Origin of the sequence: Enterobacter sp. N18-03635 (assembly GCF_004006055.1) — a bacterium.
Lineage (GTDB): Bacteria > Pseudomonadota > Gammaproteobacteria > Enterobacterales > Enterobacteriaceae > Enterobacter > Enterobacter vonholyi.
Genome location: NZ_CP034769.1, coordinates 137,436 through 158,133, shown reverse-complemented (window position 1 = coordinate 158,133; position 20,698 = coordinate 137,436). Strand labels below are relative to the sequence as shown.

General features: G+C 56.2%; 20 protein-coding genes. 14 read left to right on the top strand and 6 right to left on the bottom strand.

The genetic code is table 11. The features are described 5' to 3' along the window. The first annotated feature begins 336 nt into the window (after positions 1 to 336). From ELK40_RS01470 to trmL, 9 genes are all read left to right on the top strand, one after another. Entirely contained in the window at positions 337 to 2,244 is a 1,908-nt protein-coding gene (locus ELK40_RS01470; protein WP_045907896.1) for a PTS mannitol transporter subunit IICBA, read from the top strand. 98 nt (positions 2,245 to 2,342) lie between these two features. After that, positions 2,343 to 3,491, top strand: a complete 1,149-nt coding sequence (gene mtlD, locus ELK40_RS01465; protein ID WP_127729151.1) for a mannitol-1-phosphate 5-dehydrogenase — start codon at positions 2,343 to 2,345, stop codon at positions 3,489 to 3,491. Next, positions 3,488 to 4,078: a mannitol operon repressor MtlR gene (gene mtlR, locus ELK40_RS01460; RefSeq protein WP_115876689.1), complete on the top strand. Its 591-nt coding sequence runs from the start codon at positions 3,488 to 3,490 to the stop codon at positions 4,076 to 4,078. The genes mtlD and mtlR overlap by 4 nt, the downstream gene beginning before the upstream one ends. A gap of 58 nt (positions 4,079 to 4,136) precedes the next feature. After that, entirely contained in the window at positions 4,137 to 4,499 is a 363-nt protein-coding gene (locus ELK40_RS01455; RefSeq protein ID WP_008502724.1) for a YibL family ribosome-associated protein, read from the top strand. A gap of 271 nt (positions 4,500 to 4,770) precedes the next feature. Beyond that, positions 4,771 to 6,426 (top strand): L-lactate permease, encoded by a 1,656-nt coding sequence (gene lldP / locus ELK40_RS01450; RefSeq protein ID WP_127729149.1) that lies wholly within the window; start codon positions 4,771 to 4,773, stop codon positions 6,424 to 6,426. Next, a complete protein-coding gene (lldR, locus tag ELK40_RS01445) occupies positions 6,423 to 7,196 on the top strand; it encodes a transcriptional regulator LldR (RefSeq protein ID WP_127729147.1) in 774 nt (257 codons plus the stop codon). Before lldP ends, lldR begins: the two co-directional genes overlap by 4 nt. Beyond that, positions 7,193 to 8,380, top strand: coding sequence for a quinone-dependent L-lactate dehydrogenase (gene lldD, locus ELK40_RS01440; protein WP_023309918.1), 1,188 nt, complete (start codon positions 7,193 to 7,195; stop codon positions 8,378 to 8,380). Before lldR ends, lldD begins: the two co-directional genes overlap by 4 nt. A 181-nt stretch (positions 8,381 to 8,561) precedes the next feature. Beyond that, positions 8,562 to 9,902 carry an aromatic acid/H+ symport family MFS transporter gene (locus tag ELK40_RS01435; RefSeq protein ID WP_127729145.1) on the top strand — a complete coding sequence of 447 codons (1,341 nt, stop codon included), beginning with the start codon at positions 8,562 to 8,564 and terminating at the stop codon, positions 9,900 to 9,902. A gap of 45 nt (positions 9,903 to 9,947) precedes the next feature. Next, complete coding sequence (gene trmL, locus ELK40_RS01430; protein ID WP_127729143.1) at positions 9,948 to 10,421, top strand: tRNA (uridine(34)/cytosine(34)/5-carboxymethylaminomethyluridine(34)-2'-O)-methyltransferase TrmL; 474 nt, start codon at positions 9,948 to 9,950, stop codon at positions 10,419 to 10,421. Here the strand turns inward: trmL and cysE are convergent. The 5 genes from cysE to ELK40_RS01405 form a co-directional block, all read right to left on the bottom strand. Further along, positions 10,418 to 11,239, bottom strand: coding sequence for a serine O-acetyltransferase (gene cysE, locus ELK40_RS01425; protein WP_008502718.1), 822 nt, complete (start codon positions 11,237 to 11,239; stop codon positions 10,418 to 10,420). The genes trmL and cysE overlap by 4 nt on opposite strands. A gap of 74 nt (positions 11,240 to 11,313) precedes the next feature. Next, a complete protein-coding gene (gene gpsA / locus ELK40_RS01420; RefSeq protein ID WP_115876693.1) occupies positions 11,314 to 12,333 on the bottom strand; it encodes an NAD(P)H-dependent glycerol-3-phosphate dehydrogenase in 1,020 nt (339 codons plus the stop codon). Then, positions 12,333 to 12,800, bottom strand: coding sequence for a protein-export chaperone SecB (gene secB, locus ELK40_RS01415; protein ID WP_003860835.1), 468 nt, complete (start codon positions 12,798 to 12,800; stop codon positions 12,333 to 12,335). Before secB ends, gpsA begins: the two co-directional genes overlap by 1 nt. A gap of 32 nt (positions 12,801 to 12,832) precedes the next feature. Next, on the bottom strand, positions 12,833 to 13,084 hold the full coding sequence (gene grxC / locus ELK40_RS01410; RefSeq protein ID WP_127729141.1) for a glutaredoxin 3: 252 nt from the start codon (positions 13,082 to 13,084) through the stop codon (positions 12,833 to 12,835). Positions 13,085 to 13,095: 11 nt separating this feature from the next. Then, on the bottom strand, positions 13,096 to 13,527 hold the full coding sequence (locus ELK40_RS01405; RefSeq protein ID WP_023309913.1) for a rhodanese-like domain-containing protein: 432 nt from the start codon (positions 13,525 to 13,527) through the stop codon (positions 13,096 to 13,098). A 247-nt stretch (positions 13,528 to 13,774) separates the two neighbouring features. On the opposite strand from ELK40_RS01405, the gene gpmM reads away from it, so the two are divergent. Genes gpmM through ELK40_RS01390 form a run of 3 tightly spaced genes read left to right on the top strand, consistent with a single transcriptional unit; the run spans position 13,775 to position 17,548 of the window. Then, positions 13,775 to 15,319, top strand: coding sequence for a 2,3-bisphosphoglycerate-independent phosphoglycerate mutase (gpmM, locus tag ELK40_RS01400; RefSeq protein WP_127729139.1), 1,545 nt, complete (start codon positions 13,775 to 13,777; stop codon positions 15,317 to 15,319). 33 nt (positions 15,320 to 15,352) lie between these two features. Further along, on the top strand, positions 15,353 to 16,612 hold the full coding sequence (gene envC / locus ELK40_RS01395; protein WP_235211333.1) for a murein hydrolase activator EnvC: 1,260 nt from the start codon (positions 15,353 to 15,355) through the stop codon (positions 16,610 to 16,612). Between the two features lie 3 nt (positions 16,613 to 16,615). Beyond that, entirely contained in the window at positions 16,616 to 17,548 is a 933-nt protein-coding gene (locus tag ELK40_RS01390) for a divergent polysaccharide deacetylase family protein (RefSeq protein ID WP_127729137.1), read from the top strand. A gap of 34 nt (positions 17,549 to 17,582) precedes the next feature. On the opposite strand, the gene ELK40_RS01385 is transcribed toward ELK40_RS01390, so the two are convergent. After that, positions 17,583 to 18,353 carry a glycosyltransferase family 2 protein gene (locus ELK40_RS01385; RefSeq protein WP_127729135.1) on the bottom strand — a complete coding sequence of 257 codons (771 nt, stop codon included), beginning with the start codon at positions 18,351 to 18,353 and terminating at the stop codon, positions 17,583 to 17,585. A gap of 205 nt (positions 18,354 to 18,558) precedes the next feature. On the opposite strand from ELK40_RS01385, the gene ELK40_RS01380 reads away from it, so the two are divergent. Then, positions 18,559 to 19,764 carry a glycosyltransferase gene (locus ELK40_RS01380; RefSeq protein WP_127729133.1) on the top strand — a complete coding sequence of 402 codons (1,206 nt, stop codon included), beginning with the start codon at positions 18,559 to 18,561 and terminating at the stop codon, positions 19,762 to 19,764. A gap of 15 nt (positions 19,765 to 19,779) precedes the next feature. Beyond that, positions 19,780 to 20,694 carry a hypothetical protein gene (locus ELK40_RS01375; RefSeq protein WP_127729131.1) on the top strand — a complete coding sequence of 305 codons (915 nt, stop codon included), beginning with the start codon at positions 19,780 to 19,782 and terminating at the stop codon, positions 20,692 to 20,694. The last annotated feature ends 4 nt before the right edge of the window (positions 20,695 to 20,698 follow it).

The following is a 20,698-nucleotide window of genomic DNA, read 5'->3' as shown; positions in this document are numbered from 1 at the left end:
AATCTGTATAAAAATATTTTGTGAAATCAGTCACAATCCAGAAACAAACACGCCAGAACAAAATGTGACAACAATCACACAAAATGGTGTATTTTGCTTTTTTTCTCGCCATCGTATTTTTTTTGCCCATCGTTTTTGTGATTCAGATCACCTCATAGATATCCTTACCCCCTACATTTACGTGACATGAATCACATAAATTTTCACTGTCTGGACAGTTGAACGATTCAGTGCCAGATTTCACAGCATCAGAACAGGGCCCGGCTACCTCTGCCGCCTCATTAACAATAAACCTCGGGCCATAAGCCTTAGCGTAAACAGAAGAAGGGGTGTTTTATGTCATCCGATTTCAAGATCAAAGTTCAAAGCTTTGGTCGTTTCCTCAGCAACATGGTGATGCCAAATATCGGCGCGTTTATCGCGTGGGGTATCATCACCGCATTGTTCATTCCGACAGGGTGGTTGCCTAACGAAACGCTGGCGAAACTTGTTGGCCCAATGATTACCTATCTCCTGCCGCTGCTCATCGGTTTCACCGGGGGTCGTCTGGTGGGCGGTGACCGTGGTGGCGTAGTGGGTGCCATCACAACCATGGGTGTTATCGTCGGTGCGGATATGCCGATGTTCCTCGGTGCGATGATTGCCGGTCCTCTGGGCGGCTGGGCGATTAAGAAATTCGACGTCTGGGTTGATGGTAAGATCAAATCCGGCTTCGAAATGCTGGTGAACAACTTCTCTGCGGGCATCATCGGGATGATCCTCGCCATTCTGGCGTTCCTCGGCATTGGCCCTGCGGTTGAAGTGCTGTCTAAAATTCTGGCGGCAGGCGTTAACTTCATGGTGGCGCACGAAATGCTGCCGCTGGCGTCTATCTTCGTTGAACCGGCGAAAATCCTGTTCCTTAACAACGCCATCAACCACGGTATCTTCTCGCCGCTGGGTATTCAGCAATCTCACGATCTCGGCAAGTCTATCTTCTTCCTGATTGAAGCTAACCCGGGTCCAGGTATGGGCGTTCTGCTGGCGTACATCTTCTTCGGCCGTGGCAGCGCTAAACAGTCTGCTGGCGGCGCGGCGATAATCCACTTCCTGGGCGGTATCCACGAAATTTACTTCCCGTACGTGCTGATGAACCCGCGTCTGATCCTGGCCGTTATCCTCGGCGGTATGACCGGCGTGTTCACCCTGAGCGTGCTGGGCGGCGGTCTGGTTTCTCCGGCCTCTCCGGGTTCTATCCTGGCGGTACTGGCGATGACGCCAAAAGGCGCTTACTTCGCGAACCTCGCGGCTATTTTTGCGGCAATGGCCGTCTCCTTCGTGGTCTCTTCTATCCTGCTGAAAACCAGCAAGGTGAAAGAAGATGATGACATCGAAGCCGCAACCCGTCGTATGCACGATATGAAAGCCGAATCCAAAGGCGCAACCCCACTGGCAGCCGGTGATGTCTCTAACGACCTGAGCCACGTGCGTAAAATCATCGTTGCCTGTGATGCCGGTATGGGTTCCAGCGCGATGGGTGCAGGCGTGCTGCGTAAGAAAGTGCAGGATGCGGGCCTGACCAACATCTCCGTGACCAACAGCGCCATTAACAGCCTGCCGCCGGATGTTGACCTGGTCATCACGCACCGCGATCTGACCGAACGCGCCATGCGCCAGGTGCCGCAGGCACAGCACATTTCGCTGACCAACTTCCTCGACAGCGGCCTGTACACCAGCCTGACCGAACGTCTGGTGGCCGCGCAGCGTCACGAAGACAACGAAGTGAAAGTGCGCTCCAGCCTGCAGGACAGCTTTGATGAGAGCAATGCACACCTGTTTAAGCTGGGTGCGGAGAATATTTTCCTCGGTCGTACCGCGGCTACCAAAGAAGAAGCGATTCGCTTTGCCGGTGAGCAGCTGGTGAAAGGCGGCTACGTTCAGCCTGAATATGTCGACGCGATGCTGGAACGTGAAAAACTGACGCCAACCTACCTGGGCGAATCCATCGCGGTGCCGCACGGAACGGTTGAAGCGAAAGATCGCGTCCTGAAAACCGGCGTCGTATTCTGTCAGTATCCGCAGGGCGTGCGCTTCGGTGAAGAAGAAGACGACATCGCCCGTCTGGTAATTGGTATCGCCGCTCGCAACAACGAGCACATTCAGGTGATTACCAGCCTGACCAACGCGCTGGACGATGAGTCCGTCATTGAGCGTCTGGCCAACACCACCAGCGTGGAAGAAGTGCTGGCTCTGCTGAACAAATAAGTTCTCTTCCCTCTCCCCCCGGGGAGAGGGCTAGGGTGAGGGGAAAACGTTCCTCACCCCAGCCCTCTCGGGTAAAAACATTGATGAAGGTTAACACTATGAAAGCATTACATTTTGGCGCAGGTAATATCGGTCGTGGTTTTATCGGTAAACTACTGGCAGACGCGGGCATTACCCTGACATTCGCCGATGTGAATCAGGTTGTCCTGGATGCCCTGAATGCCCGTCATAGCTATCAGGTCCATGTGGTGGGCGAAAACGAGCAGGTTGAGACAGTATCTGGCGTCAACGCGGTCAGCAGCATCGGTGAAGACGTTATTGACCTGATCGCCAGCGTCGATCTGGTCACCACCGCCGTGGGTCCGGTCGTCCTTGAGCGCATCGCACCCGCTGTCGCGAAAGGCCTGGCAAAACGTAAAGCGCAGGGTATCGACACCCCGCTGAACATCATCGCCTGTGAAAACATGGTGCGCGGCACTACGCAGCTGAAAGGCCACGTTCTTAACGCGGTGGCAGACGAAGACAAAGCCTGGGTTGAAGCGCACGTGGGTTTTGTGGATTCCGCCGTGGATCGCATCGTTCCGCCTTCCGAATCCGCGACCAACGACCCGCTGGAAGTGACCGTAGAAACCTTCAGCGAGTGGATCGTCGATAAAACCCAGTTTAAAGGCGCGCTGCCGACCATTCCGGGAATGGAATTAACCGATAACCTGATGGCATTTGTCGAACGCAAGCTCTTCACGCTGAACACCGGGCATGCTATAACCGCGTACCTCGGAAAATTGGCCGGTCATCAGACCATTCGTGACGCGATCCTCGATGAGAAGATCCGCGCGGTGGTAAAAGGGGCAATGGAAGAGAGCGGCGCGGTGCTGATCAAACGCTACGGTTTTGATGCTGAGAAACACGCAGCATACATCCAGAAAATCCTCGGTCGCTTTGAAAACCCGTATCTGAAAGATGACGTTGAGCGCGTGGGCCGCCAGCCGCTGCGCAAGCTGAGCGCGGGCGATCGCCTGATTAAGCCGCTGCTGGGCACGCTGGAATACGGCCTGCCGCATGCCAACCTGGTGAAAGGGATTGCCGCAGCGATGCACTACCGCAGCGAGCAGGACCCACAGGCGATTGAGCTGGCTCAGCTGATTGATGATAAAGGCGCGCAGGCTGCGCTGGCGCAGATCTCCGGTCTGGACGCCAACAGCGACGTGGTTGCGGAGGCGGTCAACGCATACAACGCAACCAAATGATGCAGAATGCGGCGCAGGTAATCCTGCGCCCTGATTACAGATTGTCAGATATGCAGGCAATAATGGAACAAACCCAGGCCTTTGAAAATCGTGTGCTTGAGCGTCTGAATGCTGGCAAAACCGTACGAAGTTTCCTGATTGCCGCCGTCGAGCTGTTAACCGAGGCGGTGAATATCCTGGTGCTTCAGGTGTTTCGCAAAGACGACTACGCGGTAAAATATGCTGTAGAACCGTTACTGGACGGAGACGGACCGCTGGGCGATCTATCCGTGCGTCTGAAGCTGATTTATGGTCTTGGCGTGCTCAACCGACAAGAGTATGAAGATGCGGAGCTGCTAATGGCGCTGCGCGAAGAGCTCAATCATGACGGTAACGAGTATACCTTTACCGACGATGAGATTCTGGGGCCCTTCGGCGAGCTGCACTGCGTTACCGCGCTGCCCCCTGCTCCCCATTTTGATAACAGCGACCCTGAGCTTTACGCGATGCAAAAGCTGCGTTATCAACAGGTTGTCCGTTCCACGATGGTTCTCTCCCTGACTGAGCTGATTTCCCGAATCAGCTTAAAAAAAGCGTTTCAGAAGTAAGCCTGCTCACATTGGTGTATCCTTCCCTGTAAATTCCCCGTTTTCAGAGTCATTTGTTATGAAAGAAGTCGAAAAGAACGAAATTAAACGCCTGAGCGACCGCCTGGATCTCATCCGCCACCAGATGGCTGGCCTGTCGCTGGTCGATTCCGCCGAGAAATACGCCGAGCTTGAGAAAGAGACCGCGAAGCTGGAAGCGGAAATCGAGCGCCTGCGCGAAGTCAAAGGCCAGAAGCTGAGCAAAGAAGCGCAGAAGCTGATGAACATGCCGCACCGCCGCGCCATCACCAAAAAAGAACAGGCCGACATGGGCAAGCTGAAGAAAAGCGTCCGCGGTCTGGTGGTGGTACACCCGATGACCGAGCTTGGCCGCGAAATGGGCCTGAAAGAGATGACGGGCTTTTGTAAGACCGCGTTCTGATTTCATGCCGGGTGGCGCTGCGCTTACCCGGCCTACTCTTTTCCCCTTCGCGCGAATTGGTCCAACCAATAGCGCAATCAATCCTCCCCCGGTTCACAATTCCATTATTTCCGCTCACAAACTCATTGCCTGACCATAACAATTGGTTAACCATTCATTGTCATTAACCCTACAACACAACATTGGCAGGACCACTTTTACACAACCTGTGACGCAGAGTTGAGCGGAGACTCACCCGCAGCGCAGGCTGTCTGGTCCCCAGGAGACCTGCATGAGCCTCTGGCAACAAAACTACGACCCGGCTGGAAATATCTGGCTGTCGAGCCTGATCGCATCGCTTCCGATCCTGTTCTTCTTCTTTGCGCTGATTAAGCTAAAGCTGAAGGGCTACCTCGCCGCGACGTATACCGTTGCCGTCGCCCTGATGGTGGCGTTGTTCTTCTACAAAATGCCGGTCGATCGCGCGCTGGCCTCCGTCGTCTACGGTTTCTTCTACGGCCTGTGGCCGATTGCGTGGATCATCATCGCGGCGGTCTTTGTCTATAAAATCTCGGTGAAAACCGGGCAGTTCGACATTATCCGCTCGTCGATTCTCTCCATCACGCCTGACCAGCGCCTGCAGATGCTGATTGTTGGCTTCTCCTTCGGGGCGTTTCTGGAAGGCGCGGCAGGCTTTGGCGCACCGGTGGCGATCACCGCTGCGCTGCTGGTGGGTCTGGGCTTTAACCCGCTCTATGCCGCGGGCCTGTGCCTGATTGTGAACACCGCGCCGGTGGCGTTTGGCGCGATGGGTATTCCGATTCTGGTGGCCGGGCAGGTCACCGGGCTGGACAGCTTCGAGATCGGCCAGATGGTTGGCCGCCAGCTGCCGTTCCTGACCATTATCGTCCTGTTCTGGATCATGGCGATTATGGACGGCTGGCGCGGCGTGAAGGAGACCTGGCCTGCGGTGATGGTGGCGGGCGGTTCGTTCGCTATCGCCCAGTACCTCAGCTCGAACTTCCTTGGCCCGGAGCTGCCGGACATCATCTCTTCGCTGGTTTCTCTGGTCTGCCTGACGCTGTTCCTGAAACGCTGGCAGCCGGTCCGTATTTTCCGCTTCGCCGACATGGGCGCCTCGCAGGTCGATCAAACGCTGGCCCGCACCGGCTACACCGCAGGACAGGTGATCCGCGCCTGGTCACCGTTCCTGTTCCTGACCGCCACGGTCACGCTGTGGAGCATCCCGCCGTTTAAAGCCCTGTTCGCCCCTGGCGGCGCGCTGTACGACATGGTGATTAATATCTCCGTGCCGTTCCTCGACAAGATGGTCGCCCGTATGCCGCCGGTAGTGCACGCCGCCACGCCGTATGCCGCGGTCTATAAATTCGACTGGTTCTCCGCCACCGGGACCGCCATCCTGTTTGCCGCTATTCTTTCCGTGGTGTGGCTGCGCATGAAGCCTGCGGCTGCGGTGCAGACCTTTGCGGCGACCGTTAAAGAGCTGATGCTGCCGATTTACTCCATCGGCATGGTGCTGGCGTTCGCGTTTATCTCGAACTACTCCGGACTGTCATCGACGCTGGCGCTCGCGCTGGCCCATACCAGCCACGCCTTCACCTTCTTCTCGCCGTTCCTCGGCTGGCTGGGGGTATTCCTGACCGGGTCCGATACCTCGTCTAACGCCCTGTTTGCCGCGCTGCAGGCCACGGCGGCCCAGCAGATTGGCGTGTCGGACGTCCTGCTGGTGGCCGCGAACACGACGGGCGGCGTGACCGGGAAAATGATCTCCCCGCAATCCATCGCCATTGCCTGTGCGGCGGTGGGACTGGTCGGTAAAGAGTCGGATCTGTTCCGCTTTACCGTGAAACACAGCCTGATATTCACCTGCATGGTCGGGGTGATCACCACCCTGCAGGCCTATGTCTTAACCTGGATGATCCCATGATAGTGATGCCCAGACGCCTGTCCGACGAGATTGCCTCTCGCGTGCGGGCGCTGATTGAAGAACAACAGCTGGAAGCGGGCATGAAGTTGCCCGCCGAACGCCAGCTCGCCGCCCAGCTTGGCGTGTCGCGCAATTCACTGCGCGAGGCGCTGGCGACGCTGGTCAGCGAAGGGGTACTGGTAAGCCGTCGCGGCGGCGGCACCTTTGTGCGCTGGCAGCATGAAGACTGGTCCGAGCAAAACATCGTTCAGCCGCTGAAAACGCTGATGGAGAACGACCCGGACTACAGCTTCGACATCCTTGAAGCGCGTCACGCCATCGAAACCAGTACCGCCTGGCACGCGGCCATGAGGGCAACCGACGCCGACAAAGAGAAACTCATCGCCTGCTTTGAGGCCACGCAAAGCAGCGACCCGGATATCGCCTCCCAGGCGGACGTCCGTTTTCACCTTGCGATTGCCGAGGCGTCGCACAACGTGGTGCTGCTCCAGACCATGCGCGGGTTTTTCGACCTGCTGCAATCCTCCGTGAAGCAGAGCCGCCAGCGCATGTATCTGGTTCCGCCGGTGTTTGCCCAACTGACCGAACAGCACGAGGCGGTGCTCAACGCCATTCTTGCCGGTGATGCCGAGGCCGCGCGCAAAGCGATGATGGCGCATCTGGGCTTCGTGCATACCACCATCAAACGATTCGATGAAGACCAGGCCCGACAGGCGCGTATTACCCGTCTGCCAGGCGACAGTGATATTTCCAGGGAGAACAAAGCATGATTATTTCAGCAGCCAGTGACTATCGCGCCGCGGCGCAGCGCATTTTGCCCCCGTTCCTGTTCCACTACATCGACGGCGGGGCGTATGCCGAATATACCCTGCGCCGCAACGTGGAAGACCTGTCGGAGGTGGCGCTGCGCCAGCGCGTGCTGAAGAATATGTCTGACCTGAGCCTTGAGACGAAACTGTTCAACGAAACGCTTTCCATGCCCGTCGCGCTCGCGCCCGTAGGCCTGTGCGGTATGTATGCCCGCCGTGGCGAAGTGCAGGCCGCCGCTGCAGCGGATGCCAAAGGTATTCCGTTTACCCTCTCTACCGTCTCGGTTTGTCCGATTGAAGAGGTCGCCCCAACCATCAAACGCCCGATGTGGTTCCAGCTGTACGTCCTGCGCGATCGCGGCTTTATGCGTAACGCGCTCGAGCGCGCCAAAGCGGCGGGCTGCTCCACGCTGGTCTTTACCGTTGATATGCCGACCCCCGGCGCGCGCTACCGCGATGCGCACTCCGGCATGAGCGGCCCAAATGCGGCGCTCCGCCGCTACTGGCAGGCGGTAACACATCCACAGTGGGCGTGGGACGTCGGCCTGAACGGTCGTCCACACGATCTGGGGAATATCTCGGCGTATCTGGGTAAACCCACCGGGCTGGAGGATTACATCGGCTGGCTGGCGAATAACTTTGATCCGTCCATCTCATGGAAAGACCTGGAGTGGATCCGCGAATTCTGGGATGGCCCGATGGTGATCAAGGGGATCCTCGACCCGGAAGATGCCCGCGATGCGGTCCGCTTTGGCGCAGACGGGATTGTGGTCTCTAATCATGGGGGACGCCAGCTTGACGGGGTGCTCTCCTCCGCACGCGCCCTGCCAGCCATTGCCGATGCGGTGAAGGGCGATATCGCCATCCTGGCCGACAGCGGGATCCGCAACGGGCTGGACGTGGTGCGCATGATTGCGCTGGGCGCCGACAGCGTGCTGCTGGGACGCGCGTATCTGTACGCCCTGGCGACGGCCGGTCAGGCAGGCGTGGCGAATCTGCTCAACCTGATCGAAAAAGAGATGAAGGTGGCGATGACGCTCACCGGTGCGAAAACGATCGGCGAAATCAGCAGAGATTCCCTGGTGCAGGAGTTAAGCAAATTACCGGCAGCGCTGGCTCCCCTTGCTCAGGGAAACGCGGCCTGACCTTCTCCGGTTACTCCCCCTTTCTCATGTGCCCGAAGTCCCCCTCGGGCGCTTTTTTATGCCAAAAATAACATCCAGATAACATATTGGATAAGAAAATTTGACATCCGCCTGCCGTCCGCAATTGTATAGACAAGCAAAGACAAGAACACAAAAACAACATCACATCAGAGGGGAGCGTATGGCGTATTCAGGTAAGGTGGATATTCAGCAGGTGATCGATGAAAGTCGCTTTTCAGGATTTCACTGGCTGCTCATTGTGCTGGGCTTTCTGGTTCTGGCGATCGATGGCTTTGATACGGCGGCGATGGGCTACATCGCGCCTACGCTGTCGGCAGAATGGGGGATTCATAAACAGGATCTGGGGCCGGTGCTGAGCGCGGCGCTGCTGGGGCTGTCGCTGGGTGCGCTGATCGCCGGTCCGGTATCGGACCGGATGGGGCGCAAGCGCGTGCTGGTCTTTTCGTGCCTGTTCTTCGGCCTGGCGAGCCTGGGGACGGCCTGGGCGCAAAGTCTGAATACCCTGACGCTGTGGCGCTTCCTGACGGGGCTCGGGCTCGGTGCTGCGATGCCCAACGCCATTACGCTTATCTCCGAGTTTGCCCCCCAGCGCTGTCGCGCCATGGCGATTAACACCATGTACTGCGGCTTCCCTCTGGGTGCGGCGGGCGGCGGCGCGATCTCGTCCTGGCTGATTCCCCACCACGGCTGGCGAAGCGTGCTGCTGACCGGCGCAATTGCACCGCTGATTTTAACGCTGCTGCTGGCGCTGCTGTTGCCGGAGTCGGTGAAGTTTCTGGTGCAGCGCGGAAGAGATGTCATGCAGGTCCGCCGCATCGCCAGCCGGTTCGCCCGCAGCACGCTGGATAGCGTCACGGGCTTTTTCCTGGCGGAGGAGAAAGTCGCGTCTAAAAAAGGGAGCGTGTCGCAGCTGTTTTCCATGCCCTGGCTGCCCGGCACCCTGATGCTGTGGGTGACCTATTTTATGGGGCTGGTGATTTACTACGTCCTGCTGAGCTGGATGCCGACGCTGATGCAGGGAATGGGTTATGCCCTGGCGGAGTCTGCCTGGCTCACCTCGCTGTTCACCTTCGGCGGCACGGCCGGGATCCTGCTCGCGGGCTGGATGATGGACCGCTGGGAAGCGCACAAGGTGGTCGCGGGCGGGTTTATCCTGACGATGGGGCTGATCCTGCTACTCGGCATGGAGCATAATCATATCGCCCTGTTTGGCGGGCTGATCTTCCTGATGGGGATCGCAATGAACGGCGCGCAGTCGGGCATGCAAACCCTGGCCGCCACCTTTTACCCTACCGAGTGCCGCGCGACGGGCATCGCCTGGATGCAGGGGATCGGCCGCTTTGGCGGCGTGGTGGGAACCATGACCAGCGCCCAGCTTCTTTCGATGCAGTGGCAGGCGGACAGTATTTTAATGATCCTCAGCATACCCGCTCTGGTGGCCGCCGCGGCAACCGTCTACAAAATGCTGTACAGCCGCTCGCAGGAGCCCGGCGTCGCGTAGTTCCTCTCTTTTCTGCTATCCTGCCCCCGCAATTAAGGGGGCAGCATGCTTAACATCGTTTTATTCGAACCAGAAATTCCGCCGAATACCGGCAATATTATCCGCCTGTGCGCCAACACCGGTTTTCGTCTGCACATCATTGAGCCAATGGGCTTTACGTGGGACGACAAACGTCTGCGTCGCGCAGGGCTGGATTATCATGAATTTACCGCCGTTATTCGCCACCACGATTACGCCGCGTTTCTGGAAGCCGAGCAGCCGCAGCGCATGTTCGCCCTGACCACCAAAGGCACGCCGGCGCACAGCGCCGTGAGCTATAAGGCAGGTGACTATCTGATGTTTGGCCCGGAAACCCGCGGCCTGCCGGCCACGATTCTGGATGCCCTGCCCGCTGAGCAGAAAATCCGTATTCCGATGATGCCGGACAGCCGCAGCATGAACCTGTCGAACGCGGTGTCGGTGGTGGTGTATGAAGCATGGCGCCAGCTGGAATATCCGGGCGCCATTCTCAGAAGTTAAATGCCGTCGCCATACTCGAAGGTATGGTGAATGCCGTTGAAGTGCTGATCCATGTCCATGGACGGCTTGTCGCTGTCTGGTTTACCGACGATGCGCGCCGGTACGCCAGCGGCGGTAGTATGCGGTGGCACAGGCTGGAGCACCACGGAACCTGCGCCGATCTTCGCGCCGCGTCCGACTTCGATATTGCCAAGAATTTTGGCACCCGCGCCTATCATCACCCCTTCACGAATTTTCGGATGGCGATCGCCGCTGGTTTTGCCGGTACCGCCCAGGGTAACCGACTGCAGGATCGAGACGTCGTCTTCAATCACTGCCGTTTCCCCGACAACAATCCCGGTGGCGTGGTCGAGCATGATCCCACGGCCAATCTTAGCCGCCGGGTGAATATCAACCTGAAACGTCACGGAAACCTGGTTTTGCAGGAAGATCGCCAGCGCGCGGCGGCCTTCATTCCACAGCCAGTGGCCAATGCGGTACGCCTGCAGAGCGTGGAAGCCTTTCAGGTACAGCAGCGGCGTAGAATATTTATCGACCGCCGGGTCACGCGTGCGCACCGCCTGGATATCACAGGCGGCAGAGGCGATCATTTCCGGGTCAGCGGCGTAAGCCTCTTCCACCACTTCACGGATAGCGATAGCAGGCATTATTGAGGATGCCAACTTGTTGGCGAGCATATAGCTGAGCGCGCTGCCGAGGTTTTCGTGCTTGAGTAGCGTTGCGTGGTAGAAACTGGCCAGCATAGGCTCACAGTCGGCCAGCGCCCGGGCTTCGGCTTTAATGTTGTTCCAGACGATATCCAGTTCTTCACACGGCATTGCTTACTCCAGACGATAGTTAATGACCAGCCAGTTCTGCGCTGGCTGGGTCATTCAGGTGACAACGGTTCCGACTAGTTACTGCTGCGCTCGTCCTTGCGCGCACGACCTAATAAGGTCAATGCTGCCTCGCGCGCATTTTTTCCGCAATATAATACCTGATAAATTTCCTCGGTTATTGGCATTTCGACACCGAAACGGTGCGCCAACTCGCGGACTTCTTTGGTATTGCGGTAGCCTTCCACCACCTGACCAATCTTCTCCTGCGCGTCTTTCACATTGCTGCCCTGTCCGAGCATCATGCCAAAACGGCGGTTACGAGACTGGTTGTCGGTACAGGTCAGCACCAGGTCGCCCAGGCCAGCCATTCCCATAAAGGTGGCCGGATCGGCACCCAGCGCTTCGCCCAGGCGGGACATCTCGGTCAGACCGCGGGTGATCAGCGCCGTACGCGCGTTGGCACCAAAACCAATGCCGTCTGACATCCCGGCACCAATCGCAATCACGTTCTTCACCGCTCCGCCCAACTGCACGCCGATAAAATCGGGGTTGCTGTAGACGCGGAAGCTCTTGCCGCAGTGCAGCAGCTGTTGAAGATCGTCTGAGAAGGCCCGATCGGTTGAGGCCAGCGAAATCGCCGTCGGCAGGCCAGCGGCCAGCTCTTTGGCAAAGGTCGGGCCGGAGATGACCGCCAGCGGGATCTCATCACCCAGCGCTTCACGGGCAACGTCCTGCAGCAGGCGTCCGGTTTCGGCTTCCAGTCCTTTAGTCGCCCAGACAATGCGCGCATCCGGGCGCATCAGCGGCTTAATCTGACGCAGCACGTCGCCAAAGACATGACTCGGAACCACAATCAGAATGTTGCGGCTGGCCGCCAGCGCGGTCGCAAGGTCGCTTTCAAGGTGCAGGGAGTCAGGGAACGGAACGTCCGGGAGAAACGCCACGTTACAGCGGTCGCGCTGCAGCGTTGCGATATGTTTTGGGTCGTGGCCCCAGAGGACCACATCGTGACCATTTCTTGCCAGCGTGATGGCAAGAGCGGTGCCGTATGAGCCGGCACCGATCACAGTCATTGACGCATTAACAGTGCTCATCAGGCATCCTGATGTTGTTCAGCACCTTCGCCAGCCTGCTGCTGCAGATAGTTCATGAACAGCGCATCAAAGTTAACTGGCGCAAGGTTCAGTTGCGGGAATGTACCGCGAGAAACCAGGCTGGTGATGCATTCACGCGCATACGGGAACAGAATGTTCGGGCAGTACGCACCCAGGCAATGTGCCATCTGGTTGCCTTCGATACCGCCGATAGAGAAGATGCCGCCCTGCTGTACTTCACACAGGAATGCAGTTTCTTCACCCAGGGATGCGGTAACGGTCACACGCAGCACGACTTCATACACGTCATCTGCCAGTTGGGTAGAGGCGGTATCCAGATCAAGTTTAACCTCTGGCTGCCAATCTTTCTGGAAAACGTGTGGCGCATTTGGCGCTTCGAAAGAGACGTCCTTGGTGTAGATACGCTGGATCTGGAAAGTCATTTCGGTGTTGTTTTGTTCTGACATGGAAATACCCTTTTTAATTGTCCTAAAGTCTCTTAGCTCAGCAGCGGCTCGAGTCCACCACGGGCGTCGAGCGCATACAAGTCATCACAGCCGCCAATGTGCTGCGCATCAATAAAAATCTGCGGAACCGTCGTGCGACCACTACGTTTGATCATCTCTTCGCGTTTAATCGCGTCACCGTCGATTGGCAGTTCCTGGAACGTGACGCCCTTGCTGTTCAGCAGCGCTTTCGCACGATGGCAGAACGGACACGTCGCTTTGGTATAGATCTCAATATTGGCCATGACTGAACTCCTTATTTACCGCGCACCAAAGGAAGATTTTCCCCGCTCCAGCCGGAAATACCTTCTTTCAGCACAGTTACGTTTTCGAAGCCTGCTTTATGAAGCGCGCTGGCAGATTCTTGTGCCTGCATGCCGGTCGCATCGACAACGATAATCGGCTGGGCTTTGTGTTTTTCAAGCTCACCGACGTTGTTCGCTTTGATTTCAGCTGGCAACAGGTTGATTGCGCCCGCAATGTGACCTTTACGGAAATCGTCACGCTGACGCAGATCGACAACGACGGCATCTTCTTTGTTAATCAGACGCGTCGCTTCACCACGGGTGATAACCTTAATCTTAGACGTCAGGCTCTTAAATGTGGTGAACAGCACAGCAGCCAGCAGGCCAATCCACGCGATGCTCAGAACCGGATGGCGGCTAACGAATTGCATAATTTCTTGCATGGAGGGTAACTACTCCCGACTAAGTGATAAAAAAAACCAGGACAGGAGTATACCTGTGCGTTCTGGCAAATACAGCCAGCGACCATAACCTAATCCATTTTCTGCGGCATGCCACCTAAAAAAATGCCTCAAAATGGTCTGGAGGGCACCTTGCCCCTGCGCTTTCTTTGATCTTCTGCGGCTATTTGATCGATTCAGCTGTAGTAAAATTACGCAAATTTTGACTCTTGAGCATGAGGTTGTCGCAATGTCGGTTTCTAAAAAACCTATGGTACTGGTGATTCTTGATGGTTATGGCTACCGTGAAGATAGCCAGGATAACGCTATTTTCAACGCCAAAACCCCGGTCATGGATGCCCTGTGGGCAAAACGTCCACATACGCTGATTGACGCGTCTGGCCTGGAAGTGGGCCTGCCGGACCGCCAGATGGGCAACTCCGAAGTCGGTCACGTAAACCTGGGCGCCGGGCGTATTGTGTATCAGGACCTGACGCGTCTGGACGTTGAAATCAAAGAACGCACCTTCTTCTCCAACCCAACGCTGTCTGGCGCGGTCGATAAAGCCGTTGCCGCTGGCAAGGCTGTACACATTATGGGCCTGCTCTCTGCTGGCGGCGTGCACAGCCACGAAGATCACATCATGGCGATGGTTGAACTGGCCGCTGAACGCGGTGCAGAAAAAATCTATCTGCACGCCTTCCTGGACGGTCGCGATACGCCACCACGCAGCGCAAAAGGCTCTCTGCAAGCCTTCGAAGACAAATTCACCGCGTTGGGTAAAGGCCGCGTAGCATCCATTATTGGCCGTTACTACGCCATGGACCGCGACAACCGCTGGGATCGCGTTGAACAGGCCTATGACCTGTTGACCCTGGCAAAAGGTGAATTCCAGTTCGCGACCGCCGTTGAAGCGCTGGAAGCAGCTTATGCTCGTGATGAAAACGACGAATTCGTCAAAGCGTCCGTCATTCGCGCTGAAGGCCAGACCGACGCCGCCATGGAAGATGGCGACGCGCTGATCTTCATGAACTTCCGCGCTGACCGCGCGCGCGAAATCACCCGTGCTTTCGTCAACAGCGACTTCGACGGTTTTGCCCGCAAGAAAGTGGTAAACATCGACTTCATCCAGCTGACCGAATATGCGGCAGACATCAAAGCGCCGTGCGCATACCCACCGGCCTCGCTGGCAAACACCTTCGGTGAGTGGATGGCGAAGAACGACAAAACGCAGCTGCGTATTTCCGAAACTGAAAAATACGCGCACGTGACCTTCTTCTTTAACGGCGGCGTTGAAGAGCCGTTCAAAGGCGAAGACCGCATTCTGATCAACTCACCGAAAGTCGCGACCTACGATCTGCAGCCAGAAATGAGCTCTGCAGAATTGACGGAAAAACTGGTTGCGGCCATCGAGAGCGGTAAATATGACACCATCATTTGTAACTACCCGAATGGCGACATGGTGGGTCATACCGGGGTGATGGAAGCGGCAGTGAAAGCGGTTGAAGCACTGGATCACTGCGTTGATCAGGTTGCGAAAGCTGTTGAATCCGTTGGCGGCCAGCTGCTGATCACCGCAGATCACGGTAACGCTGAACAGATGCGCGACCCGGCGACCGGCCAGGCGCATACCGCCCACACCAACCTGCCCGTTCCGCTGATTTATGTGGGTGATAAATCACTGAAAGCAGTGGAGGGTGGCAAGCTTTCTGACATCGCGCCAACCATGCTGTCGCTGATGGGGATGCCGATCCCTGAAGAGATGACTGGTAAGCCGCTGTTCATCGTGGAATAATCGCTCCCCATGAGGGGAAAGGCGATTTTTTCAATCACATGGGTCGTGAAGCCGCTTAGGTTATCAGTCAGACCTCTGTTTTACGCCAGCGCACTCAGCGCTGGCGTATTGCTGTGCGCCGCATCCGCCCACGCGGATGACCGCGACCAGCTGAAATCCATTCAGGCCGATATCGCCGCCAAAGAGCGTGCGGTACGCCAGCAGCAACAGCAGCGATCCGCACTTCTTGCCCAGCTAAAGCAACAGGAAGAGGCGATCTCCGCCGCCGCGCGTAAACTCCGTGAAACGCAAAACACCCTTGCCCAGTTGAACAAGCAGATCGACGAGATGAACGCGTCGATTGCCAAACTGGAACGCCAGCGCGATGCGCAGGAGCGCAATCTTGCCGCACAGCTTGATGCCGCATTCCGCCAGGGTGAACATACCGGACTCCAGCTGATCCTCAGCGGCGAAGAGAGCCAGCGCGGCCAGCGCCTGCAGGCTTACTTTGGCTATCTCAACCAGGCGCGCCAGGAGACTATCGCGCAGCTGAAGCAGACGCGCGAAGAAGTTTCCACGCAAAAAGCCGAGCTGGAAGAGAAGCAGAGCCAGCAGCAGACGCTGCTCTACGATCAGCAGGCCCAGCAGGCGAAGCTCGAGCAGGCGCGCAACGAGCGTAAGAAAACCCTTTCCGGCCTTGAATCCTCTATTCAGGAAGGACAGAGCCAGCTGAGCGAAATGCGCGCCAACGAATCAAAACTGCGTAACAGCATCGCCCGTGCGGAAGCCGCGGCGAAAGCGCGTGCCGAAAAAGAAGCGCGCGAGGCGCAGGCCGTTCGCGACAAGCAGCAGGAAGCGTCCCGCAAAGGCACCACCTACAAGCCAAGCGAGAGCGAACGTTCCCTGATGTCGCGTACCGGCGGTTTGGGTTCTCCTCGCGGCCAGGCTTTCTGGCCCGTTCGTGGTTCAATTCTGCATCGCTATGGCGAACAGCTGCAGGGTGAGCTACGTTGGAAAGGGATCGTTATCGGTGCGTCTGAAGGTAGCGAAGTGAAAGCCATCGCCGATGGCCGCGTGATTCTGGCCGACTGGCTGCAGGGTTACGGACTGGTGGTGGTGGTCGAACACGGTAAAGGTGATATGAGCCTTTACGGCTACAACCAGAGCGCGCTGGTCAGCGTCGGCACGCAGGTGCGCGCCGGCCAACCCATCGCCCTTGTGGGCAGCAGTGGCGGTCAGGGCCGCCCGTCACTCTATTTCGAAATTCGTCGCCAGGGTCAGGCGGTCAATCCACAGCCGTGGTTGGGAAGATAAGTTTTGCTTCAATTTCGTCGAATGGTTTTCTCCGTCGTCAGCGCGCTGGCGCTGACTGCACCGGTATACGCAGGTAAACTCGCTATCGTGATTGATGACTTCGGTTATCGTCCGCACTATGAAAATCAGGTGCTGGCGATGCCGTCGGCCATCTCTGTCGCCGTCCTTCCAAATGCGCCCCACGCGCGTGAGATGGCGACCAAAGCACACAGCAGCGGCCATCAGGTGCTGATCCATCTGCCAATGGCACCTCTCAGCAAGCAGCCGCTGGAAAAAGATACCCTGCGCCCGGACATGAGCAGCGAGGAAATCGAGCGCATCATCCGTGACGCCTACAACAAAGTGCCGTATGCCGTAGGGCTGAACAACCATATGGGCAGCGCGATGACGTCAAGCCTGTACGGGATGCTCAAAGTGATGCAGGCGCTGGAGCGTTACAACCTCTACTTCCTCGACAGCATGACCATCGGCAACAGCCAGGCGATGCGTGCCGCTCAGGGAACGGGCGTAAAGGTAATTAAGCGCAAGGTGTTCCTGGATGATACCCAGAACGAAGCCGATATCCGCATGCAGTTTAATCGCGCGGTACAGCTGGCCCGCCGCAATGGCTCAGCCATCGCCATCGGTCACCCGCACCCGTCTACCGTTCGCGTCCTGCAGCAGATGCTGCCGACCTTGCCTTCCGATATCACGCTCGTACGTCCGAGCGATCTACTGAACGAGCCGCAGGTGGATACCTCTACACCGAATTCTGCGCAGCCCGTACCGACAGCGCCGCGTAATCCGTTCCGCGGCGTGAAGCGCTGTGTATCGAAGCAGCCGCTTGAACCGGTCTATGCGACACGCTTCTTCTCCGTCATCGGAGACAGCATCAGTAACAGTACGCTGGTGAAATACGTCCAGCAGCAGTGGCAGGGATGGGGCAAGAAAGCCTGACGCCTATTTCGCAATCTGTGAGTCCGTCTGCTCGTTAGCAACGGACTCTTTTTTTTTCCTGATGCTGATACCAGGATTTGAAATACTTCAAAAAACTATAGGCTGTGGCATACAGTCCCGTTGCCACCCCCACTTTGCCCTTACGCCAGGCGCCGCTAAAAAGATACCATTTGAAAAAAGCACCGATGGCGCTGATTACGCCGCGCCCAACAGAGGGCCGTATTTTTTGATGTTGAACCAGGCGGGTTGTATAACAATTTAATTTATTAAAAAGCTCGTGCAACGTGGGAAACGTATCATGTTTTACATAACCCTGAATACGTTCACAACGGAGAAAACCTTCGACCTGATCGTCTACCGGTCGGTTATTAAACCGGGACTGTTTACGGTTAAAAAGACGCACAGGATAATCAGGGGATGAAACAGGATAAATCGTCCGGACTTCTTCACCCAGAACAAACCAGTGGCGGCATATTCGCCATGCCGTTCCGGGGTCAGGCTCATCACCTGCTTTTAACCTTAAAATGGCATTAACCGTTTCCTGGTCAAGAATTTCGTCGCTATCGATGCACAGGACCCAGTCATTGCTGGCTAAGGATATGGCATGGTTCATCTGCTCGCCATGCCAGCCAAATTTTTTATAGACCGGGAGCAGTCCAAAGCTTTCACAAATATATCGTGTTTTGTCCGTACTCCCTGAATCAACCACGACGACTTCATCCGCTATTTTTAAAAGAGGCGGAATAACATCATGCAACAATCTCTCAGAATTAAACGTTAATAAGCAGACCGTTATTTTAAACATTTTCCCACTCTCAATAGCAGCCTAAATTAATATTATTAATACTATATAAATGAGTAGAGATGGTTAAAGTCCTGAATCACACTTTTAAAATAAACGCGCTTGAAATTTTCTCTAATCCTGAAGCGCAATAAAATAGAAAAATCTATTTTATTTCAACAGATTCTTTATAATGCTGTCAGATGAAGGGTAGCACACGGATTCAGACATGCCGCACAAAAGAAAAATTCTCCTCTTGGATACGGGTAAAGAATGGGGGGGAGGCACCAACAGTATGCTTGAGCTCCTGAAGCGAATCAATCGCGATAAATTCGATATTACCTGTTGTTTTTACAGTGATTATAGTCGTGCCGAAGGTGAGACGATTGGCCAGGTGCTCAACGGCATCGGGATCCCGCTCATCGTGATCCCTCAACGTCCGCAGCCGGTCTGGGCCAAATTGCTGAAGGAAGCTGGACGTAGCCTGCTGTTTTTCTCGCGCAGCGCCCGCAAAGCATTAACGCGTCACGTGGATATTATGTGGCGCATCAGGCCTAACGTCAGCAAGATCGAAACTCTTTTCTCGCAGGGCGGTTTCGATACGCTCTATATGAATAACCAGCCTGGCTCAAATGAAGAAGGCTATCTGGCGGCGGCGAACCTGCAGGCGCGGGTGATCCAACACTGCCGCATTGAACCTGTATTGACTCTACCTCTGGTAAAGCTGGTTAATGCCCATGCAACAAAAATCATCGCCGTCTCGCATGGCGTTGAACGCGTGTTACTTCAGCATGGCGTCCGGCCCGAACTGTGTACGACGGTCAATAATGCCATCGACATCCACCAGCCTTTGCCTGACCGAAGTGCGATGCGCCAGCGCCTGAATATTGATGACGACACGTTTGTGTTCGGCAGTATTGGATCCTTAATCCCTCGCAAAGCCAACCACCACACGCTGGAGGCGCTGGCACAGTTCAGCGAGAAGCATCCGCAGGCGAAATGGAAAATGGTGCTGGTCGGCGAAGGTGCCGAACGCCGCGCTTTAGCGGAACAGGCCCGAGCGCTGGGAATTGAACATCACGTCATCTTCACCGGTTTTCAGAACACCCCGTTTGATTACCTCGCTACGTTTGACGCCTTTATCCTCGCCTCAAAAAGCGAAGGGCTACCGCGCGTGGTGCTGGAAGCGATGCTTCTCAATATCCCCGTGATTGGCTCTCAGGTAACCGGCACGGCGGAATTAATTGACCATGATTCGACAGGGCTGCTCTTCCCCTGGAGCGATGTTTCACAACTTGCACAACATCTGGACAATATCTGGGCAGACGCGGAACTGCGGGCTCGACTGGCGGCAGCTGCTTACCAGAACGTCTGTCATAACTACGCCATTGAAAACTACGTCAGCGGTGTCGAAGCCGTGCTTGGCGCGCGCTGAACAAACGAGATAACTATGTTTAAATTTCTTAATGCTCGCTATCGTCATATCACCGGGCGACACAACATTCCTTACAGCTCTCTTCCCGTGACGGGCGCGCTTGCTGCGGTGGACTCTATTGTGATTCCGTGTACCGGCGCAGATTTCGTCGAAGAAGCATTACTCTCTGCCACCTTCGCGGAACGTTATGCCACCGGGGTGAGCGAAATCGTCATCGTCAGCGATCAACCCGAATCCGCCTTTGGGATACTGCCGCCTAAAACCCGCGTAGTGACGCTTAACCTTCCCGTTCGTGAGGAAAGTTACCGCTATAAGCAGATCTACCTCAGCCGTCTGGTGAAGCTTAACGCCCCGCTACAGGCTCGCGGTGAAGGGATATTGATGATCGATTCCGATCTCAATCTGCTGAAGATGCCAGAGATCAACATGGCCGATATGCACATCTACTCCAGCTTCCGTCAGGGTAAAATGATTGCCAAGCTGGAAGGTGCGCCTGCGGAGAAAGTGCCGGCGTATTACAAGGAGACGGTGCGCCCTTATCTGGTCGATCACGTTAACGGCGCGTTTCTTGCGGCAACTAAAAAAACCTGGCGCCGTATCTGCCCGCTGTGGCTGACGCTGTTCCAGGATACCTGGGAACTGATGGACGACACGCAGCCGCCGACCGATCAGCTGCCGCTCGCCGCGCTGCTGGACATGCTGGATTTAAAAACGGTTAACCTGGGTGACTGGATGAACTGGCCGGTCTCCAAGAAGATCGGCGGGCAGGAAGCCGTAGTCCCGAAAGAGGTGATTGGCGCGCACGGCGGTTTCCCTCTCTCAGAATGGCAAAAATATCTTGAATCACCGGATAACAAACTGCTGTTCAAAGGTCAGGACTACACCCGCAAGGTGCGCTACCTGACGGACGAAGAGAAAAAGAATCAATAAAAAA

Coding starts and splice junctions, on each gene's coding strand:
- ELK40_RS01470 (WP_045907896.1), top strand. CDS start 337: ATGTCATCCGATTTCAAGATCAAAGTTCAAAGCTTTGGTCGTTTCCTC.
- mtlD (WP_127729151.1), top strand. CDS start 2,343: ATGAAAGCATTACATTTTGGCGCAGGTAATATCGGTCGTGGTTTTATC.
- mtlR (WP_115876689.1), top strand. CDS start 3,488: ATGATGCAGAATGCGGCGCAGGTAATCCTGCGCCCTGATTACAGATTG.
- ELK40_RS01455 (WP_008502724.1), top strand. CDS start 4,137: ATGAAAGAAGTCGAAAAGAACGAAATTAAACGCCTGAGCGACCGCCTG.
- lldP (WP_127729149.1), top strand. CDS start 4,771: ATGAGCCTCTGGCAACAAAACTACGACCCGGCTGGAAATATCTGGCTG.
- lldR (WP_127729147.1), top strand. CDS start 6,423: ATGATAGTGATGCCCAGACGCCTGTCCGACGAGATTGCCTCTCGCGTG.
- lldD (WP_023309918.1), top strand. CDS start 7,193: ATGATTATTTCAGCAGCCAGTGACTATCGCGCCGCGGCGCAGCGCATT.
- ELK40_RS01435 (WP_127729145.1), top strand. CDS start 8,562: ATGGCGTATTCAGGTAAGGTGGATATTCAGCAGGTGATCGATGAAAGT.
- trmL (WP_127729143.1), top strand. CDS start 9,948: ATGCTTAACATCGTTTTATTCGAACCAGAAATTCCGCCGAATACCGGC.
- cysE (WP_008502718.1), bottom strand. CDS start 11,239: ATGCCGTGTGAAGAACTGGATATCGTCTGGAACAACATTAAAGCCGAA.
- gpsA (WP_115876693.1), bottom strand. CDS start 12,333: ATGAGCACTGTTAATGCGTCAATGACTGTGATCGGTGCCGGCTCATAC.
- secB (WP_003860835.1), bottom strand. CDS start 12,800: ATGTCAGAACAAAACAACACCGAAATGACTTTCCAGATCCAGCGTATC.
- grxC (WP_127729141.1), bottom strand. CDS start 13,084: ATGGCCAATATTGAGATCTATACCAAAGCGACGTGTCCGTTCTGCCAT.
- ELK40_RS01405 (WP_023309913.1), bottom strand. CDS start 13,527: ATGCAAGAAATTATGCAATTCGTTAGCCGCCATCCGGTTCTGAGCATC.
- gpmM (WP_127729139.1), top strand. CDS start 13,775: ATGTCGGTTTCTAAAAAACCTATGGTACTGGTGATTCTTGATGGTTAT.
- ELK40_RS01385 (WP_127729135.1), bottom strand. CDS start 18,353: ATGTTTAAAATAACGGTCTGCTTATTAACGTTTAATTCTGAGAGATTG.
- ELK40_RS01380 (WP_127729133.1), top strand. CDS start 18,559: ATGCCGCACAAAAGAAAAATTCTCCTCTTGGATACGGGTAAAGAATGG.
- ELK40_RS01375 (WP_127729131.1), top strand. CDS start 19,780: ATGTTTAAATTTCTTAATGCTCGCTATCGTCATATCACCGGGCGACAC.